This window comes from Verrucomicrobiota bacterium (assembly GCA_027622555.1).
Taxonomy (GTDB): domain Bacteria; phylum Verrucomicrobiota; class Verrucomicrobiia; order Opitutales; family UBA2995; genus UBA2995.
In genome coordinates this window covers 44,592-62,148 of record JAQBYJ010000023.1, presented here as the reverse complement: position 1 = coordinate 62,148, position 17,557 = coordinate 44,592, and the positions used below count along the sequence as shown (strand labels likewise).

Genomic DNA, 17,557 nt, shown 5'->3' with positions numbered 1-17,557 from the left:
ACCTGCGGTTTTCAAACTTTCCCTTCAGTCACCGACCCCGAAGCAAGCAACGGGGAATAACAAGTTTAACCCTTGGCGTATTAGTTCTTTGGTCGGTTTCGCTTTGGGTATTTGATGTTTGGAAGTATCATTTGCCGAGTTGGTCCCGTGAACGAGGAACTAAGATTCGAGATTTTGCTGCATCTAAAGATCTGGATCCTGCCGGACATGATATTTCTCAGTTTTTCAAAGTCAGCAACCAACGAGCTTTGGAGTTAACCGAAAAATATAAACTCCACTAGTAACTCCATTTTTATTAAGTTGTCCTTTTGTATTTGAGTGGTTCGCCGAGAATCGGTTTTCCACCTCGTTTGAGATTTTTATTCTAATGTCCAATTCAGAAATTCACTCCAAGCCAAAACACCTTTATTGGTTATTCGCTGGCTCTCTTTCAGCTTGGATACCCTTGATTGTTCATTTTGAAAACTTTTGGAAGTTTTACTACTTCATGGATGAATGGGATTTGATTAATAAGATGCACATGCTCGGATATGGAAACTGGCTTCTGGGATTTTATGGCGGAAACTTCGTTCCATTATTTAAGCTTTTTTGGTCTGGGTTGATTTTTGGAGGCAATGGAAACTATCACCTTTTATTGGTCGCAGGCTTTTTTCTTCATATGTGTTTCCTTTTTTTACTGGGCAGTTTACTCCGGGCTTGGGGTTTTGGATGGTTTTCCGTAGTATTCTGTCAGTTGATTATTGGTCTTAATTATACGCACATTGAAATTCTAAGTTGGAGTACTCAGTCGTCGAACCTCCTGTCTTATATTTTTTTGATGGGAATTCTCCTTCTATGCTCCAGAGCATATAATCGCACCTCACATGCTTCCTGGGTTACCTGCGGTGTCATTGCCTTACTTTCCCTGGCTGGTGCTCTCTGCTTTCTTCGAGGAGTATTGAATGGTATTTCTCTTTTGGGACTTTGCATGGTCCTTTTCGTTCTTAAAGACCCTAGGGGAAAGTATTTGTGGAAACCCGCAGCTTGCGCTTTCCTTCCTTGTATAACGATTGCCTTAATTACGGCAATTTGGATCTCTCAACACTCATTAGAGTTTTCTCAATCAGGAAATAAATTAGACCTTGTATTGAGTCATTTCTATTACCGCATTTCTCTTAATCCTTGGTTTCAACAAATACGAGATCTGCAAATTAGTGTCAGCTTGAGTTTGGTATTAATTCAATTGAACCTGCTGGTCATTGTTCTGGGTATACGGATTTCAAGTGCCAGGCAAAGGCCCCTGCTTTATCTATTGATTCTGTTCTTCCTGGGGAATGCGGTATTGCTATCGTTGGGACGCTATCATCTCCCTGTTTCCTCTGTTGCTGCTTGGCGCTACCAGTACGGAGCTTTAATTGTTTTTGTACCTTTTGTTGGTCTGATAGCTGACAAACTCCTGGAACTTATTCAGAATAAAAAGGTTCGAGTTGTTGTATCAGTGCTGATGTTGATCCTTGTTTCTCAATGGGTGTTCAAGCCATGGGGAACGCATCTGCCACACTGGGCGCAAGACCGCGGAGTCGTTACAAGAGAGTTAATCTTATCCGAAGATATCATTCCGTCGGAATTTACCATCTCACGATTTCATGAGGTAACGAACGAGCGAGCCATCGAGCTTAATGAGAAATACAATCTCCACTAAGTAGAAATTGTATTAGCCTCTTTAGCGTATTTCTTTAACTTCTCTATTATAGGTGCTTAACGGGCGATCCCATTACCGTGTTTGGTAAGTGCCAACATGCCCGGTTCTTGGAACAGTTACCGAATAAGAGCTGCCGTCCATTGCTACTGTAAGAAACAGATGGTTTCCTTCGCAGTCGTTCCCTGACTTTAGGTTGGCGATCTTTTCTTCGTCGGTGTTCAGGTGCTCTTCTCCTTTGCGGGTACAAAGGTGAACCTGGAAAATGGCTTCGATACCGGGCGATCTTCGTAAGCCGGCAACGGTGACCGGCCCAGTTCCTTTGCTGTGAGCGTTGTTCATGACAGCTACAGTGGGTCGGATGCTGTGGATGAAGTGAGTGTTGTTTGATCGGTCGAGTCCGTGATGGTCGACCTGATACACGTCGACTTCGCCAACCAGATTGTATGGCGAGACCAATTTCTCCTCCAGGTTCCATGATAGGTCTGCTGCGTCGAGGAACTGCCAGTCACCGTATTCAAAAAGGAGGATAACTGAGTTGGCGTTGTGGGACAGATCCGGGTCCTGGCGGGCGTATCCTGAAGTGGGTAGGGGATTAGGTTTGTGCAGTCCGTTCGGTGGGATATTCCTCTGCATAATACCCAAGGCTTTTGCGCTTAGCTTTGGACCGGAACTTGCCTGTTTGAGTGGGAGTTCATCTCCTGCTGTCAAGATGAGACGAGCGTCACAAGCGAAGGTTAAATAGGCTTCTCCAACTCGTTCCCTATCCTGCGGGCGAACGCCTTGATGGTAAACCGTGCCTATGGTGATCAGCTTCGACAAATCCGCCGCACCACCAAAGTGATCCCCATCGAAATGAGTAATAACCAGATGATCGATCTTCGAGATGCCGGCTTCTTCTCTCGCCAGCTTGTTGATCCGACCGGGATCGCGCTCACCTGGATTGCCCGTATCAATCAGGATCGATTCACCAGCGGGTGTAATCACCAGGGTTGCGGCACCGCCTTCCACATCGACCCAGTAGACTTTGAGCAAATTATCTGCACTCAGGCTTCCGAGGGTAGTAAAGAAGAAGGAAAGAAATAAAAGCGCTTTTGGGGTATTCATGTCTCCTTTTCTTACGGAAATTCAATTGGGTCAAGTGGACACTAAAAAAGCACCTGGTTTCTCAGACGCTTTTAATTGAAAAAATGGGGTGGCTAACCGGACTTGAACCGGCGACCCCCGGAATCACAATCCGGTGCTCTAACCAACTGAGCTACAACCACCATATAAAGGGGAGACATATTTGAAATGGTTGAACCCATGTCAACCCCGATTGTGCTGTGTTTTTATGGTCGAGGTTTTAGCCTGAAAAATTGGTTTGGCTTATTGAGTTGGCCCTTGATGATTTGTCTATTTTAAAGACAGGCTATCCCGAATACTTTTTGGAAAATGTAGGAGAGCTGAAGCAGCTACTCCTACATTCAGAAATGGTTACCAATTTTTAGGTCGAAAGAATCCCGATCTTGCTTCCTGGGATTTTCGTTGGAATTATAGCGAAAAATTTCTTAATTTCGAGACTCCTTATTTGTGAAACATAAACTTCTCTTTCTCTTTCTCCTTCAGCCTGTTGCCTTTTGCTATATTTCTTTAGACGCGGCGGATAAGCCCAACGTTCTTTTTATCGCCATTGACGATCTTAATGTCTGGGTGACTCACCTGGGAGGACATCCCCAATCGATGACTCCCAATATTGATCGCTTGGCCGCACGTGGGATTAGCTTTGAAAACGCCTATTGTGCCGTGCCGGCTTGTGAGCCTTCGCGAGCTGCTCTGATGAGTGGTCAGCGACCCTGGTCGACTGGGGCTTATAGGAATGGTGACGAATGGCAGCAGATCTTCAAAGCAGGGCAGGGATTGTCCCAGCGATTTAAGGATGCGGGTTATCATACCGTTGGTGCTGGTAAGATTTACCACAGCGACGAACGTTTTGAATCCGAGTGGACGGAGTATATGGACAGCAGCGCCTACAGTAACAATGGGAATGTTCCCAAGGATCAGGGCTACCATGAGCCGTTGGTGATGGATATCAAAGACGAGGACATCAGCGACTGGCATGTTGTAGATTGGTGTATAGCGCAGATGAATACCAAGAGTGATAAGTCGAAATTTATTGCTGCCGGTTTACACAAACCTCATTTGCCCTTTGCGGTGCCGAAGAAATACTATGAGGCATTTCCGCTTGAGGATATTCAGCTGCCTCCTTTTCTGGAAAATGACTTGGACGATGTTCCGCCTGCAGGTGTTAAGATGGCGGGAGTTGGTGGAGACTATACTAAATTTCAGGAGTCCGGTCGCTGGAAGGCGGCTATTCAATCCTACCTGGCTACCTGTGCATACACAGATGTAAATGTGGGGCGATTGCTCGATGCTTTGGATAAAAGCCCGATCGCAGACAACACTATCATAGTTCTGTGGGGTGACCATGGTTGGTCTTTGGGTGAGAAAAAACACTTCCGCAAATTTGCCTTATGGGAAGAGCCTACTCAGATGCCCTATATTTGGGTGGTGCCAGGCGTGACCAAGGCTGGAACGCGTTCCAGTTCCCCGGTGGATTTGATGAGTGTTTATCCAACGCTGTGTGAATTGGCTGGGCTCAACATTCCAGACACGGTTGAAGGGGTTAGTATTACTCCCTTGTTTGAAAATCCGGAGCGCCACTGGGGAGTCCCGGCAATTACAACACATGATCGCGGAAACCATGCCGTTCGAAGTGATCGGTGGCGCTACATTCGTTATGCGAACGGCGATGAGGAACTTTATGACCACAGCAAGGATCCACACGAGTGGACAAACCTTGCGTCAGACCCTGAGCTGGGTCATGTGAAAAACCGACTTTCGGTCTGGTTGCCCAACCAGGAGGTTCCCGTTTGGCCAGGCCGCGCCGCTGGAAATTGATAATTTTTATTACCCTATGAAAAAATATATTCACACTTTTCTTTGTGCTGTAGGAGGGGCTTTACGCCCCGATCCTTTCGTTCGGCTACAAAGCAATCGCGGGATAAACCCGCTCCTACAGTTTTCTGCTGTTTTTTCCTGTCTGCTTGCGTTGGTCACGCAGTCGATCGCAGCGGACTCCCGCCCCAACATCCTACTCATGATGGTCGATGATTTGGGTTATGCCGATTTCGGATGCTACGGCAGCGAGATCCAGACGCCCAATATCGACAAGCTCGCCAGTAATGGACTGCGGCTTACCCAGTTTTATAACACAGCGAAATGTCATTCATCCAGGCTGGCTTTGTTATCCGGCCAATACAGTCGCTATGCCGGCGAAAGTGATTTTCGCAATGCGGTGACCATTGCTCAGGTATTGGGATCGGCGGGTTATAACACTTCGATGACCGGCAAATGGCACCTGGATAAACAGCCAACGGACTATGGTTTCAACCAGTATTGGGGGCACTTATCAGGGGCGACCGACTTCTTTGCCGGAGATGACACTTTCCGGAAAAACGGGGAGGTTTGGAACGATTTCGACAAGATCGATAATTTTTATACTACCGATGCCAATGTGGATTTTGCAATCGAGTTTCTAGACAATGCTTTGAAGGAGGATAAGCCGTTCTTTCATTACATCGCCTTCAATGCTCCGCATTATCCGCTACATGCTCCGAAGGACGATATCGAAAAATACATGGGTCGTTACGATGCCGGTTGGGAAGTATTAAGAGAGGAGCGCCTGGTAAAGCAGAAGTTGTTAGGGCTTTTTCCGTCTGACTTGGAGTTGGCACCGATGCCAGAACACGTGCCAGCGTGGGATTCGCTTACCGATAAGCAAAGGCAGTTTGAATCTTTCCGCATGGCGATCTTCGCCGCTATGGTTGACAAGGTGGACCAAAATATCGGTCGCATGGTTGAGTATCTGAAAGAGAAGGGTGAATATGAAAACACATTGATCATGCTGGTCTCCGATAATGGCGCCTGTCCTTTTGAGCGAAGCGATCATATTGACATTCCACCCTGGAAAGCCGGCTCTTATTACCTCTACGATGCCAGTTGGGCGACCGTAGGAAATACGCCTTTTAAGCACTACAAACAAACTCAACATGAAGGCGGAATCTCGAGTCCATTTATTGCGCATTGGCCGGGTAAGATTAAGAATACCGGTGGCCTAAGTAATGAGCTTAGTCATTTGATCGATGTGATGGCGACTTGTATCGAGGTAGCCGGTGCTGAGTATCCTGAGAAGGAGGGTCTTAATCCGATTCAAGGGAAATCTCTGGTTCCGGTCTTGAAAGGGGGCAAACGTACTGGGCACGATGAACTGTTCTTCGCGTTTTCAAACTGCCGGGCCCTGCGAGCCGGAGACTGGAAGTTAGTTAGTTTCTATCAGCACCGCTGGGAGCTTTACAATATCGCGGAGGATCGCTTGGAGCAGAACGACCTCGCTTCTAGGCATCCGAAAAAAGTGGAGACCATGAGAATTCGATGGGAGCAAATCGCTGCCAAGGGTGGGTTGAAATCGAATAAGGATATTGGTCCGGTTAAAGACGAGGCCTCACCCAATGCTGAAGGAAGTTGGCACAATGCCAAAAAGGTCGCTGATTGGGAGATGCCGGTTTTTTAAAGACTGTTCAGCACGGAATCCCGCTCTATGATTTTGCCAGAGAAGCTATATTTTTTCTGCTCTATAGTCTCTCCGTTGATCAGGCGAATGATCAAGTCGACTGCTTTGTCGGCCATCTTTTGAAGGGGGACCTTGAAGGAGGTTATAGGTGGACAAAGTTTTTCGCAGACACCTGGGCTTTCTCCTCCAATGAAGGATATATCCTCTGGTATTTTCACTCCCATGATGTATTGCAAAATGTGAAGTGCGTTGAGGCCCTCCAGGCTTGATCCCGGGACAAAGAGGCTGTCCGCACCACCGTGGACGATTCTGGCAATTTCAGAATGCATGTTGGTAATGCTGGGGAAGTGACAGATGAGTTGATCTTCCACCTTCAGACCGGCTTCCCGGATCTCGTCGACAAAGCCTCGTTTTCTTTCCATCGCGGGTTGGGCTGGTCCTCCAGCGAAGGCTAAACGCTTCTTGCCTTTTTCAATAAAATACCGGGCTACGACTCTTCCTGATTCGTAGTGATCAGAATAAACAACATACTCCTCCTCCGATGCGAAAAAGTTATCCATGGATACTATGGGTACATTCTTTTGTATCTGATGTAGTCGGTCCAACGATTTCTTGTCGTAGAGGACTGCAATAATTCCATCCAGAAAGTATCCGTTTAGTTGCTCAAGGGGATTTGATGGAACAACAACCCCTATTTGTTTTTCTGCCAAGGCGAAGGAGAGAGCCATGGTCAGTTCAGACATATAGCCACGTGATTCCTTGGAGGCAATTCCGGATGACGTATTTACAATGGCGATTTGCGTGTTTCTTGCCGCCGACTGGGGTTTGAGGCCGAGTTCTTTAGCTGCTTCGAGCACGCGGGCACGGGTGCTAGTTTTGACCCGGTCTTTGTTGTTCAGTACGCGGCTTACTGTTCCTGGTGAAACTTGGACAAGCGCAGCAAGATCGTAGATAGTGGGGCGTTTATTTTTTTTCGCCATTTTCTAGTTGAGATTAGGAAACGTTAACAGTGAAACCAGGGTATGCAATTTGTTGATTAATTAGTAGAACAGTTCAATAAGCTTTCGTGTATCACGTCATTTTTGTCTAAGTTTGGTCCATTTTAACCGCTTATTAAAAAGGATTGAAATGTACTTTGTTCCCTATTCATTGACGAATCGTTCGAGCATAATCATAGAATACCAATTATTATAAAACAGTTCAATTATTTACTTGAAACACTTGATTGTATTCACATTGTCAACCCATCTTATCAGACTCTCTTTTAAAATCGTGACTGTTTTCTTAGAAAATCCTCAAATATATTTTCCGTTATCCGTGGATAACTTATCAAGGATCAAGGGCGTCGGTCGGGCACTTTGCACAACTGTTTTTTCAGAAATAACAATCTCAAAAACTCAACCGCTTTTCATACAGTTGAGTTGTACTTAGTCCGGGTTTCAGACTTGGATAAATTATTACCAAATAAGAAATGATGATCTACAAAAACATACAAATAACCGGTGTTGGTCTATTAGCGACTGCACTGACTTTTGCGCATTCCTTGAATGCACAAACTGCCGTTGAAAATGAAGCGGAGGAAGTGTACAACCTCTCTCCTTTTACTGTCGAAAGCAGCGAAGAGGTCGGTTACATAGCTACCTCTACCCTTGCTGGAACTCGGATTAAAACGAACTTGGGTGATCTTCCCAACTCCATTACGGTAGCTACCAGGGAGTTTATGGAAGATTTGAATGTGACCGATGCAACCAACTTGCTCCCGTTTCTCGGAAACATTGAAACCTCCGGTATCGACGGTACGTTTTCTGGCGGTAACACCAGTAATTCCTCCATTGTTTTGGAAGGTGCTAATCGGAATCCGGAAAACAACAATCGTGTTCGTGGATTGGCTAGTGCGGATAATTCCCGCAACTATATGCCGACGAGTATCAGCTTCGACTCTTACAACACGGATCGTGTTACTGTGAATCGTGGCCCAAACTCGATCTTGTTTGGCTTGGGTTCTCCTGGTGGTATTGTTGATAATTCGGTCATCACTCCGAGCTTAGTTGATCGAACCAAATTGGAAGCAACCGTCGCCTCTTTCAATAGTTACCGTCTAAATTTCGATGTAGAACGAGTCCTGATTGAAGATAAACTAAGTATCCGGGTAGCGGCTTTGATGGATCGCCAGGAATGGAGACAAAGTTTCTCCTTCGAGGATGATGATCGCTTGACTGTGGCTGCTCTCTACAAACCTTTCGAAAATGCAAATCTTCGGGTTTCTTTTGAAAAGGGTGAAATCGATGCCCGACGTCCTCGGCCAAATGCACCTCGTCACGCGTTGCTCTGGTGGTGGAATCCAGAATTTAACCAAGTAACTCATAACCCTTTTGAAGATGAGTTTGGCACTATAGACCGCGATATCGTGCGTGCGCCAGGTGCTTGGTTTTATCAGCCTGCGCTGGTGTATGAAGCGGATGGGCAGCCAGCCAGTCGCCTCAACTATGCATGGGAAGATACAAGAAGGGCGGATTCGACGTTGGCCAACAAACGTTACCGGGCATACACAGTAGGTCTTACAAAAGGTGACCAGTATTACCCGTCTGCCACGGCTGCGGCTGCAGGAATCACTTTTGGTTCTTTCTATCAGGATGAGGAAATCATCGATCGCTCCGTTTTTGACTGGGTTGAGAATTTGTTGACAGGCCCCAATAAGTGGGAAAAGGAAGACTTCGACGTTCTTAATCTCAGTTACGACCAATCCTGGGACTACAGCTTGGGTTCTGTTGGATTTGAATTGTCGTACATGGAAGAGTCAATGGAGCGCAGCTGGTTTGACCAGATCAGTGGTGGTCGAGGTTACTTCCTCACGATTGATATCAATGAGACTCTCAACTGGGGTGCTCCAAATCCAAACTTCGGTCGTCCGTTCTATGCATCAAACGATCAGCGCCAGCAAAACAACATTGATCGCGAAGTAAAACGTGGAACCGCGTTCTACGAGGTAGATTTAAAGGAGGCCGTTGATGGCTTCTTAGGAGGACTGCTTGGCCGACACACCGGAACTGTATTCGCTCAAGAATATGAGATTGATAGCGGGACCATCAACGGTAGCAGCAAAGTTGACGCAGGCTATGCGCTTGCCTCTAACAACATAACCAATTTAACCAATGGGGGTGCAGATGCTCGCGTTCAGGTGTATGCCGGACCAAGTTTAGCTGGGCGGACATCAGCAGTCGGTGCGAATATCCCGGGAATTACGAAAGAACTGTACACTGAATCAACTACTGGCTGGTATTGGGATAACAATGCGGTAGGTGACGGTACTGGTTCTGGTGACTGGGTGACACGACAGGTGTCCATTGGAGACGTTCGAAATGACGATGCGTTCTACAATCAAATCAGCAGCCGGTCTTTAAACCGCCAGGTAACAGATTCTGAAGCGTATGTTCACCAAGCCTACTTCTTTGGTAAAGAATGGTTGATTGGAACTTATGGTCGTCGCACTGACGAAGTAACCACTTATGGATCTGCGGCTGTTCAGGATTCCGTAACCAGATTTTGGGATCCAAACTCCGCTACGATTAACAGTGATCCTGCCGAGGCACCTTTCAAAGCGACTACAGAATCTTTTGGTGGAGTTTTAAAGGTTCCAGATTTTATTCCTTTGCCGGAAGGCACCAGCCTGCAATTCCATTGGGGTGAATCCGAAAACTTCCAAATCTCTGCACCGCGTATCGATGTCTTTAGTAACTTGATCGCACCGCCGCAGGGAACTACGGAAGACTGGGGATTCACCATCGGATTGTTGGATAACAAATTCCAAATGAAATTCAATTGGTATGAAACCGTAGCTGGAAACGTTTCTTTCGGATACCCTGGCTTCCTGTTTGAAGCGGATCGCCGCATTGTTCGTTACAACACTCAGGCTGAACGGGATGCGGCTGGATGGAAGGGTCCTCCAGATTTCTATAAGCAGCTCACCAGCTGGGAAATCGTGGATGGAGCGACTACGTCAAGTGGTCAAAACGTTCAGCAGCAGGCTACGAACTTTTCGCTGACAGATACGCAAGGTACTGCGTCTAAAGGTAAGGAAATCGACCTGATATACAATCCTACTGAAAATTGGAGAATCTCTCTAAACGTTTCTCAACAAGAAGCTACCACCAGTAATATTGCTCCCACGACTTTGGAATATCTTGATTATCGTTTAGACGAGTGGACCAATCCTAGTAATCCCGCTTCATCTTTGATTTCAGATGAATCGGATGAGCCAGTCAACGTTCGTATCTATGATACCCTTCTCAACAACTTGAACAGCGCTTTGGCGCGTGAGGGGTTACTCGTTGGCGAGCTTCGTGAATGGCGCGCTAATTTGGTGACCAATTACCGATTCGATCCAGACTCGGCTCTAGGTGGTTGGAGTGTGGGTGGTGCACTGCGTTGGGAAGATGACAAAGCAGTTGGTTATCCAATCGCTAACCGGGAAGTGGATGGGCAAACATTAGCTCTTCCAGTATTTTCGAGCCCTTGGAAGGATGATCCTATTGAGCGTCTTGACCTCTGGTTCGGCTACAACAGGAAGATTTTGGATGGCAAGGTGGATTGGAAAGTTCAATTGAATCTTGCTAACGTGCTCAGCAGTGGTGAGATCATTACCACGGCGGTTCAGCCCAATGGTGATCCTCGTTCCGTGACTTGGAGCGAAGGTCGTACCTTTCGTCTGAGATCAACCTTCTCCTTCTAAAAGGTTTAAAGTAAATTGATATTTTGAAGGGGGCCTCTTTTACAGTGGCCCCCTTTTTTTATTTAAAAGAAAAGGAGAAACTAAGATGCGAAGACTAGTGAAACGATTGGGTTTGGGGATTTTGTTCTCCAGTTTGTTTGGTGTGGTGTCAGCAATGGCCGAAACTCCGAACGTCATTTATATTTTGGCTGATGATCTGGGCTACGGCGACTTGAGTTCGTTTGGTCAGGACAAGTTTGAAACGCCGAATATCGATAGCCTTGCCAAAAGAGGGATGGTGTTCACTCAGCATTACTCGGGGAACACCGTCTGTGCTCCCTCGCGTTCTTGTTTAATGACGGGGCAACACACCGGGCACACACCTGTTCGAGGAAATTACGAGATCTATCCCGAAGGTCAGTATCCGTTTCCGGCTTCTGTGCTGACCTTGCCCAAGCTTTTGAGAAAGGCTGGCTATGTCACCGGAGCCTTCGGAAAGTGGGGACTCGGATTTCCCGGATCTGAAGGAGATCCAACGAACCACTTCGATGTGTTTTATGGTTTCAACTGTCAGCGTCTGGGACACCACTACTTCCCGTATCACTTATGGGATAATGACACCAAGGTTATGCTGGAAGGAAATGAAGGAACGAAAAAGAATCAGTACGCACCGTCCCTGATTCATGATCGTGTTCTTCAATTTATTGAGGACAACAAGGACCGGCCTTTCTTTTGTTATGTGCCATCTATTATTCCCCATGCCGAACTGATTGCACCTGAGTCGTATATGAAAAAATTCAGGGGGCAGTTGGATCCGGAAACACCTTACGAAGGTCTTGATGAGGGTTCCAATTATCGATTGGGTTCATACGAATCTCAGGCGGAACCGCATGCCGCGTTTGCCGCTATGGTCGAGTTATTGGACGATCAAGTGGGGGAGATCGTGGCAAAGGTCGAGGATCTGGGATTAAGCAAAAAAACGCTCATTATTTTTACTTCAGACAACGGCCCTCACCAGGAAGGCGGAGCTGATCCTGATTATTTCAACAGCAATGGTCCTCTGCGCGGATACAAACGCGATCTTTACGAAGGTGGAATCCGTGTGCCTATGATGGCTGTCTGGGACGGAAAGATTAAGCCGGGAAGCAGGACGGATCATATCAGTGCGTTTTGGGATGTCATGCCGACCGTCCTGAAAATGGCCGGAGTCAAGGTGCCGAAAGGCTTGGATGGCCTATCTTTTTTACCGACGCTGTTGGGTCGTGATTCGGCTCAAAAGAAGCACGACTATCTCTATTGGGAGTTTCACGAAAAAGGAGGACGGGTTGCAATTCGGAAAGGAAATTGGAAAGCGGTTCGCTACGAATTGTTGGAAAATCCGGATGCACCTATCCAGCTTTATGATCTCACTTCGGATCTTGGAGAAGCCAATGATGTGTCGAGATTTTATCCAGAGGTAATCGAGGGGATGAAGGAACTCTTCAAAAATGCTCGAACGGAATCAGAGGTGTTTAATTTTAAGCACATAGGGTTGAAGGAGTTGTGAGCACCTGGTTCAGCGGTTAGTATTTCCGCGCCGTCTCGTTTGCTAGCACGGTTCGATTGAACTTGTTATTCCCCGATGCTTGGAGGGTGACTGAAGGGAAAGTTTGGAATCGCGGAGATCGCCAGCAAGCTGGCTCCTACATTTTGACACGCGAAAGTAGCTGTAGGAGTGACTTTGGTCGCGAATGGAATACCAACGATGTCTGCTGGATTCTTGCGAGCAAAAGAGAAAAGAGCTTGTTCTTGTATTTCAGATACCCGGATGGTTGCGTCGGGGAATTTCATTGGTTTCTAATTTCCTATGTCTTCAAGATAGTTGTCGCGCAAAGCTTCGAGTGATATTGTGCTCTCTGACTTTCCTTCGTCCTGGAGTTTCTTTATCGAAAAGGTAAGGCTATCCACAGCGTTCTGCTTTTGACCTGATTTTTGATAGGCCTCCGCCAGTAATTTGGCACCCACTGGTAGTGGTAAGTTGGCGACAATGTCTTCGCGGGAAAACGTTTCTTTCTCCGGTTTGTCCACTAAAGTTAAAAGGCGATTGAAGGCTTTGGTAGTATCGTTGCTTCGAATTGCAGTTGCGGCGGATTTGAGCAGAGCATCCAAATGATCAGGGTCGTTTTGCAGGCATTGATCCAAAGCGTTTTCTACGTCCGGCCACTTCGCATCTTCTTCATAAAGCAGCGCCAGTTGGTAGAATGCTTCAGAGTGGATTTTCTTCAGAGGCTTGATGGAACCCAGGTCCGGTTTATCCGGAATCGCGTCAGTTGCTTGTATCAATCGTTGTTCGGCTTTCTGACGGTCTTTGCTCAGTAATGTCTGTCCATACTCCAAGTGAAATTGAGGCGCGTCCTTAAAGTATTTATCACCTTCTTGAAAGGTTTTGAGGGCCGAATCTATTTCGCCTCTGGCCATGTAATAGCGTGCCAGATAAATACAGGCTAACAGGTGTTCCGGATTGTTCGCATATACGTCTTCCAAAATGAATCCCGCTTGTCGGATTTGGTTCTTTTGCATCATCAGCTTCGCTACGGCCAGTCGGGCAGAGATTAAATCAGGTTGGTAGGCCAATGCCTCTTCGTAGAGATCCTCCGCTTGGGCAGGATTTCCTAGTTTCTCCAGAATTGCACCAATTTGGAAATAAGCGCTGGCAAATGTGGGGTCGAGGGTCAGAGCAGATTTAAAGGATGTTATCGCGCGCTCAAATTCGTTCTGTTGCTCAAGGTAGATTCCGCTAAAGTAGTGAAAACGAGCTTCTCCTCCTGCTAACTTAAAATCGTATTCTTTTTGTGCATCCTGTAGCTTGGATAAATCCGCTGGATCCACCGGCAACACCTGGATCATGGCTTCTGCCATTTCATCCTCCGATCGCCATCCTCCTTGAATCTTTTTGGGTGGATCAAAAGGATTTCGAATATTCTCAGCAGAATTGTCGAAATGGTAGGCCATATGGATTACGGAGCCCTCAGGTAAAAACAGCGGTTCTTCGTAGCGGTAATCGCCCTGCCAGTTGAAATCCCAATCGGAGATGCGCAACAACCACTGCTTGCTTCCGTCCGGCAACGTCGCAAATAGCTGCATGTCTTTCCCGATATAGTGGGCATGGGGATACACACTGATTATCCGAATAGGAGCCGTTACTTTTAGAGATTGCTCGACCAGGTAGTCAGATTCCCCTGCCGGAATATCGAGCTCGTAACTGCGCATTTGGAAAACGAAGGACGGTTTACTAGGAGGTTCTTTGCTCAGGTATAAACCGATCTTCGGATTTATTTGTTCAGCTTTTCCGCTCGGTAGCATGTGGAGCTGCAGTACCAGGTCGGTTCCGGGGTTCAGTTCCCAGGCAGTGCCCGGGTAGGCTTGATAAGGCACCTGGCCGGGAGTCCAGCCAACGATGTGCCCCGAAGGAGGTTTGCTGGAACCAATCCCCATGCCATCGTAACCGGGACCCGACTCGGATTCATCTTGTAGTCTCGATCGATTGGTTGGGTCAAACATCAGCAAGGCATGATGAATAGCGAGACGAGTTTCGGGCAGAAGCTCAAAGGCTCGAACATAAATTGTATCTTCAATCGGCAATGGAATAACAAAATTCCGATAGACGTCCAGGCCCTCAGCTGGAAGCATGTAGGCCTCAGAAAGGTCGATCACTAAATCAGGTTCACCCAGCTTCCATTCATTTACTAACAGAGGTGGAGTAGGTGCCTTTTCGAGATCGCCTGAAGGACTTCCCAGACGTGCCCACTCGTTGATTAACTCGATCTCACTTTCGGATAGGTACCTGGCGCCTTGCAGCGGTGGCCCGAATCCGGGATCCGGCTTCCAGGGAGGCATGAAGCGAGTATGTATGACTTCAGTAATCTGGCGGGACCTCCTACTTATCTCTTCATACGTGACCAAGCTGAAAGGGCCTATGCCATTTGGGTTGTGGCAACCCGAGCAGTTGGTGTGTATGATGGATGCAATCGGATCTGCGAACGTAATTTCACTTTGGTTTGTTTGGCCGGGGAGGCTTTGACAAACCAAGGAAATAATCAAGGGAGCAATAAGCAGATAAAAGCGACGTTTCACAGTTGTATAGGGAATCCTAATCTTCTTGGGTGTTTAAGCAGGCTTTGTTTCAGTTATCAACCGTCCATTTATTGTGAATTTCCTTTGCCTCTTCATTTTGACCGTTTGTCTGGTTGCCGACTGTACTAATCGGCCGGAATCTAGCTCGGCTTCTCAGAGCGAAAAGATGAACGTTCTTTTCATCATTGCCGATGATTTGAGGCCTGACCTGGGAGCTTACGGAGATGCATTGGCGGTAACTCCGAATCTCGACCGCTTGGCGAGTGAAGCCCTGGTATTCAATCGGGCCTATTGCCAGAAGGCAGTGTGTTGGCCTTCAAGGAACAGCTTCTTTTCAGGACTGATGCCTGCTTCGCTCGGGAAGAAAACCAATGCGTTTGCAACTTTTCGATCCGATCATCCGGATCTCGTAGCTTTGCCGCAGTTGTTCAAAAATAACGGCTGGTATACACGAGGGTTTGGGAAGATTCTTCACAATGGGCAGGACGATCCTGTTTCGTGGTCGGAGCCTTACTTTACCCCGGAGCCTTTGCACTATGCAGCCAAAGAAAACCTGGGAAAACATCCGATAATCAATAAGTCGGTTCCTGAGAATCGAGTGAATCCGCTCTTCGAATCAGCTGACGTGAAAGATGATGCCTATGAGGATGGCTTGACCGCCAAAGCGGCGAGGGAAGCCATTCGCGATGCAGCCGTCCGGGACGAACCCTTTTTTATGATGGTGGGTTTTCATAAACCGCACACGCCTTTTAACGCGCCTAAGAAATATTGGGACTTGTATGATCGTGAAAGCATTCCGCTAGCTGAATTCCTCAATCCGCCGCAGAACGTCAATAAGCTATTCGCGGTTCATAACTCCGATTACGTCAGGAGTTTTCAGGACATTCCGGAATCCGGACTGTTTCCTGACAAGCTGGCCCGGGAAATCAAGCACGCCTACTATGCCTGTATCAGTTATGTGGATGCTTTGGTCGGGAGTGTTTTGGCCGAACTCGAAGCGACAGGGCAGCGAGACAATACGATTATCGTATTCACTTCGGATCACGGTTACCAACTGGGTGATCATTCCTTGTGGTCGAAGCACACGAACTTCGAATTGGCGACACGCGTGCCATTATTGGTATCTTTGCCAGGCGCGCCTCTGAATGGAAAATCCACCGATGGTCTCGTTGAACTTGTAGATTTGTTTCCAACGCTTGCGACCTTGTGCGGATTGCCCTTGCCGGAGCATTTGGAAGGGAAGGATTTCGGGCGCTTGCTGTTTGAACCTGGTTCTGAAGGACGCTCCGAAGCCTATAGTGAGTTTGCTCGCAATGGTGCAGTCGGGCGATCCATCCGGACGGATCGATTCCGCTACATCGAGTGGCGTGAACAGAAGAGTGGGGAAGTCGTAGCTCGGGAGTTATATGATCACAGAAATGACCCCGGAGAGAATGTGAATATCGCCGGAGATCCAGGATATGCTAAGGCAGTTTCCGAATTGTCGAAGCAGCTAAGTCTACGATGACAAGAACATGCTGAATCAACCCATTAATGCCAAGGCCGCTGCTGCCGCTATTATTATCAGCATCGTATGGGGCGGGAACACGCCCTCAATTAAAATCGCGCTGGAGGGGTTGCCTCCGCTTGGATTGGCTGGCGTTCGATTTATTCTGGGAGCTTTGACGGTGCTTGTCTGGGTGTTTGCGGCACGTATTCCTCTAAAGCCTAACCGGGGGGAGTGGCGTCTGATATTTACGCTTCTATTCATATTCGTCCTGCAAATCTATCTCCTCCATGCCGGGACTCAATTTACCTTGGCTGCACACTCTGGAGTGTTCGTATCCACAGGACCTTTCTTTCTCGCCCTGTTCGCTCATTTCTTTTTGCCGGGAGATAGACTCAGTACTATCAAGATTGTAGGGATGTCCGTTTCTTTTGTGGGCGTTGTGCTTATTTTTGCTGAAGGATTCCTCGTATCGGCAACAGATTATGTCGTGGGCGATGCCATTGTCCTGGTCAGCGGCATGCTCCTTGGTGCTCGTCAAGTCTACACCAAGACGCTTACCCAGTCGATCCATCCGGCGCGGCTTTTATTTTGGCAAGCCGCTCTTAGTGTCCCCGTATTTTTCGCTCTGAGTGCTATTTTCGAGCGTGGTGCAAGCTATCACTTCGATGCTAGAATAATATCTGCAATCCTCTACCAGGGTGTCGTTATCGCTGGATTGGGTTTTATCTTTTGGACGGTTCTTCTTCGTCGATTTAACGCCAGCAGATTGGGAGTCTATGGATTCCTTGCGCCGATCTCCGGAGTTGTAATCAGTTATTATATTCTCGGAGAGCCTATTTCGAATGCTTTAATTGCGGGAGTGATCCTGGTTGGAATTGGTATAGCGGTTGTCCATTTTCGAAGCGGTGAGATACCCTCACCTGGAGCAACGGATTGAATCTGAAAATGGTACCCAAA

At 47.4% G+C, this 17,557-nt stretch carries 12 protein-coding genes and 1 tRNA gene; 8 read left to right on the top strand and 5 right to left on the bottom strand.

Features of this window, described 5'->3' with window-relative positions:
• Both O3C43_08355 and O3C43_08350 read left to right on the top strand, forming a co-directional pair.
• Positions 1–281: hypothetical protein (locus tag O3C43_08355; GenBank protein ID MDA1066499.1), on the top strand; the 281-nt coding region annotated here is incomplete at its 5' end.
• A gap of 656 nt (positions 282–937) precedes the next feature.
• The gene (locus O3C43_08350) at positions 938–1,681 is read left to right on the top strand and encodes a hypothetical protein (GenBank protein MDA1066498.1); all 744 of its coding nucleotides are present in this window, start codon (positions 938–940) and stop codon (positions 1,679–1,681) included.
• Positions 1,682–1,753: 72 nt separating this feature from the next.
• On the opposite strand, the gene O3C43_08345 is transcribed toward O3C43_08350, so the two are convergent.
• Together O3C43_08345 and O3C43_08340 are read right to left on the bottom strand one after the other, a co-directional pair.
• Positions 1,754–2,785, bottom strand: coding sequence for an MBL fold metallo-hydrolase (locus O3C43_08345; GenBank protein MDA1066497.1), 1,032 nt, complete (start codon positions 2,783–2,785; stop codon positions 1,754–1,756).
• 84 nt (positions 2,786–2,869) lie between these two features.
• Positions 2,870–2,946 (bottom strand) — tRNA-His (locus O3C43_08340).
• A 358-nt stretch (positions 2,947–3,304) separates the two neighbouring features.
• Between O3C43_08340 and O3C43_08335 the strand changes: the two genes are divergently transcribed.
• Both O3C43_08335 and O3C43_08330 read left to right on the top strand, forming a co-directional pair.
• Entirely contained in the window at positions 3,305–4,618 is a 1,314-nt protein-coding gene (locus O3C43_08335; protein ID MDA1066496.1) for a sulfatase, read from the top strand.
• 16 nt (positions 4,619–4,634) lie between these two features.
• The gene (locus tag O3C43_08330) at positions 4,635–6,290 is read left to right on the top strand and encodes an arylsulfatase (protein MDA1066495.1); all 1,656 of its coding nucleotides are present in this window, start codon (positions 4,635–4,637) and stop codon (positions 6,288–6,290) included.
• On the opposite strand, the gene O3C43_08325 is transcribed toward O3C43_08330, so the two are convergent.
• On the bottom strand, positions 6,287–7,270 hold the full coding sequence (locus O3C43_08325; protein ID MDA1066494.1) for a LacI family DNA-binding transcriptional regulator: 984 nt from the start codon (positions 7,268–7,270) through the stop codon (positions 6,287–6,289). The two genes, O3C43_08330 and O3C43_08325, sit on opposite strands and share 4 nt — an antisense overlap.
• A gap of 491 nt (positions 7,271–7,761) precedes the next feature.
• Here O3C43_08325 and O3C43_08320 point away from each other — a divergent pair, with 491 nt between their 5' ends.
• Positions 7,762–11,019 carry a TonB-dependent receptor plug domain-containing protein gene (locus O3C43_08320; protein MDA1066493.1) on the top strand — a complete coding sequence of 1,086 codons (3,258 nt, stop codon included), beginning with the start codon at positions 7,762–7,764 and terminating at the stop codon, positions 11,017–11,019.
• A 154-nt stretch (positions 11,020–11,173) separates the two neighbouring features.
• Positions 11,174–12,544: an arylsulfatase gene (locus O3C43_08315; protein ID MDA1066492.1), complete on the top strand. Its 1,371-nt coding sequence runs from the start codon at positions 11,174–11,176 to the stop codon at positions 12,542–12,544.
• Positions 12,545–12,609: 65 nt separating this feature from the next.
• On the opposite strand, the gene O3C43_08310 is transcribed toward O3C43_08315, so the two are convergent.
• Together O3C43_08310 and O3C43_08305 are read right to left on the bottom strand one after the other, a co-directional pair.
• The gene (locus tag O3C43_08310) at positions 12,610–12,828 is read right to left on the bottom strand and encodes a hypothetical protein (protein ID MDA1066491.1); all 219 of its coding nucleotides are present in this window, start codon (positions 12,826–12,828) and stop codon (positions 12,610–12,612) included.
• A 6-nt stretch (positions 12,829–12,834) separates the two neighbouring features.
• Entirely contained in the window at positions 12,835–14,874 is a 2,040-nt protein-coding gene (locus tag O3C43_08305; GenBank protein MDA1066490.1) for a tetratricopeptide repeat protein, read from the bottom strand.
• Between the two features lie 403 nt (positions 14,875–15,277).
• Between O3C43_08305 and O3C43_08300 the strand changes: the two genes are divergently transcribed.
• A complete protein-coding gene (locus tag O3C43_08300; protein ID MDA1066489.1) occupies positions 15,278–16,618 on the top strand; it encodes a sulfatase in 1,341 nt (446 codons plus the stop codon).
• Positions 16,619–16,625: 7 nt separating this feature from the next.
• Positions 16,626–17,537, top strand: a complete 912-nt coding sequence (locus O3C43_08295; GenBank protein MDA1066488.1) for a DMT family transporter — start codon at positions 16,626–16,628, stop codon at positions 17,535–17,537.
• Positions 17,538–17,557: the final 20 nt, after the last annotated feature.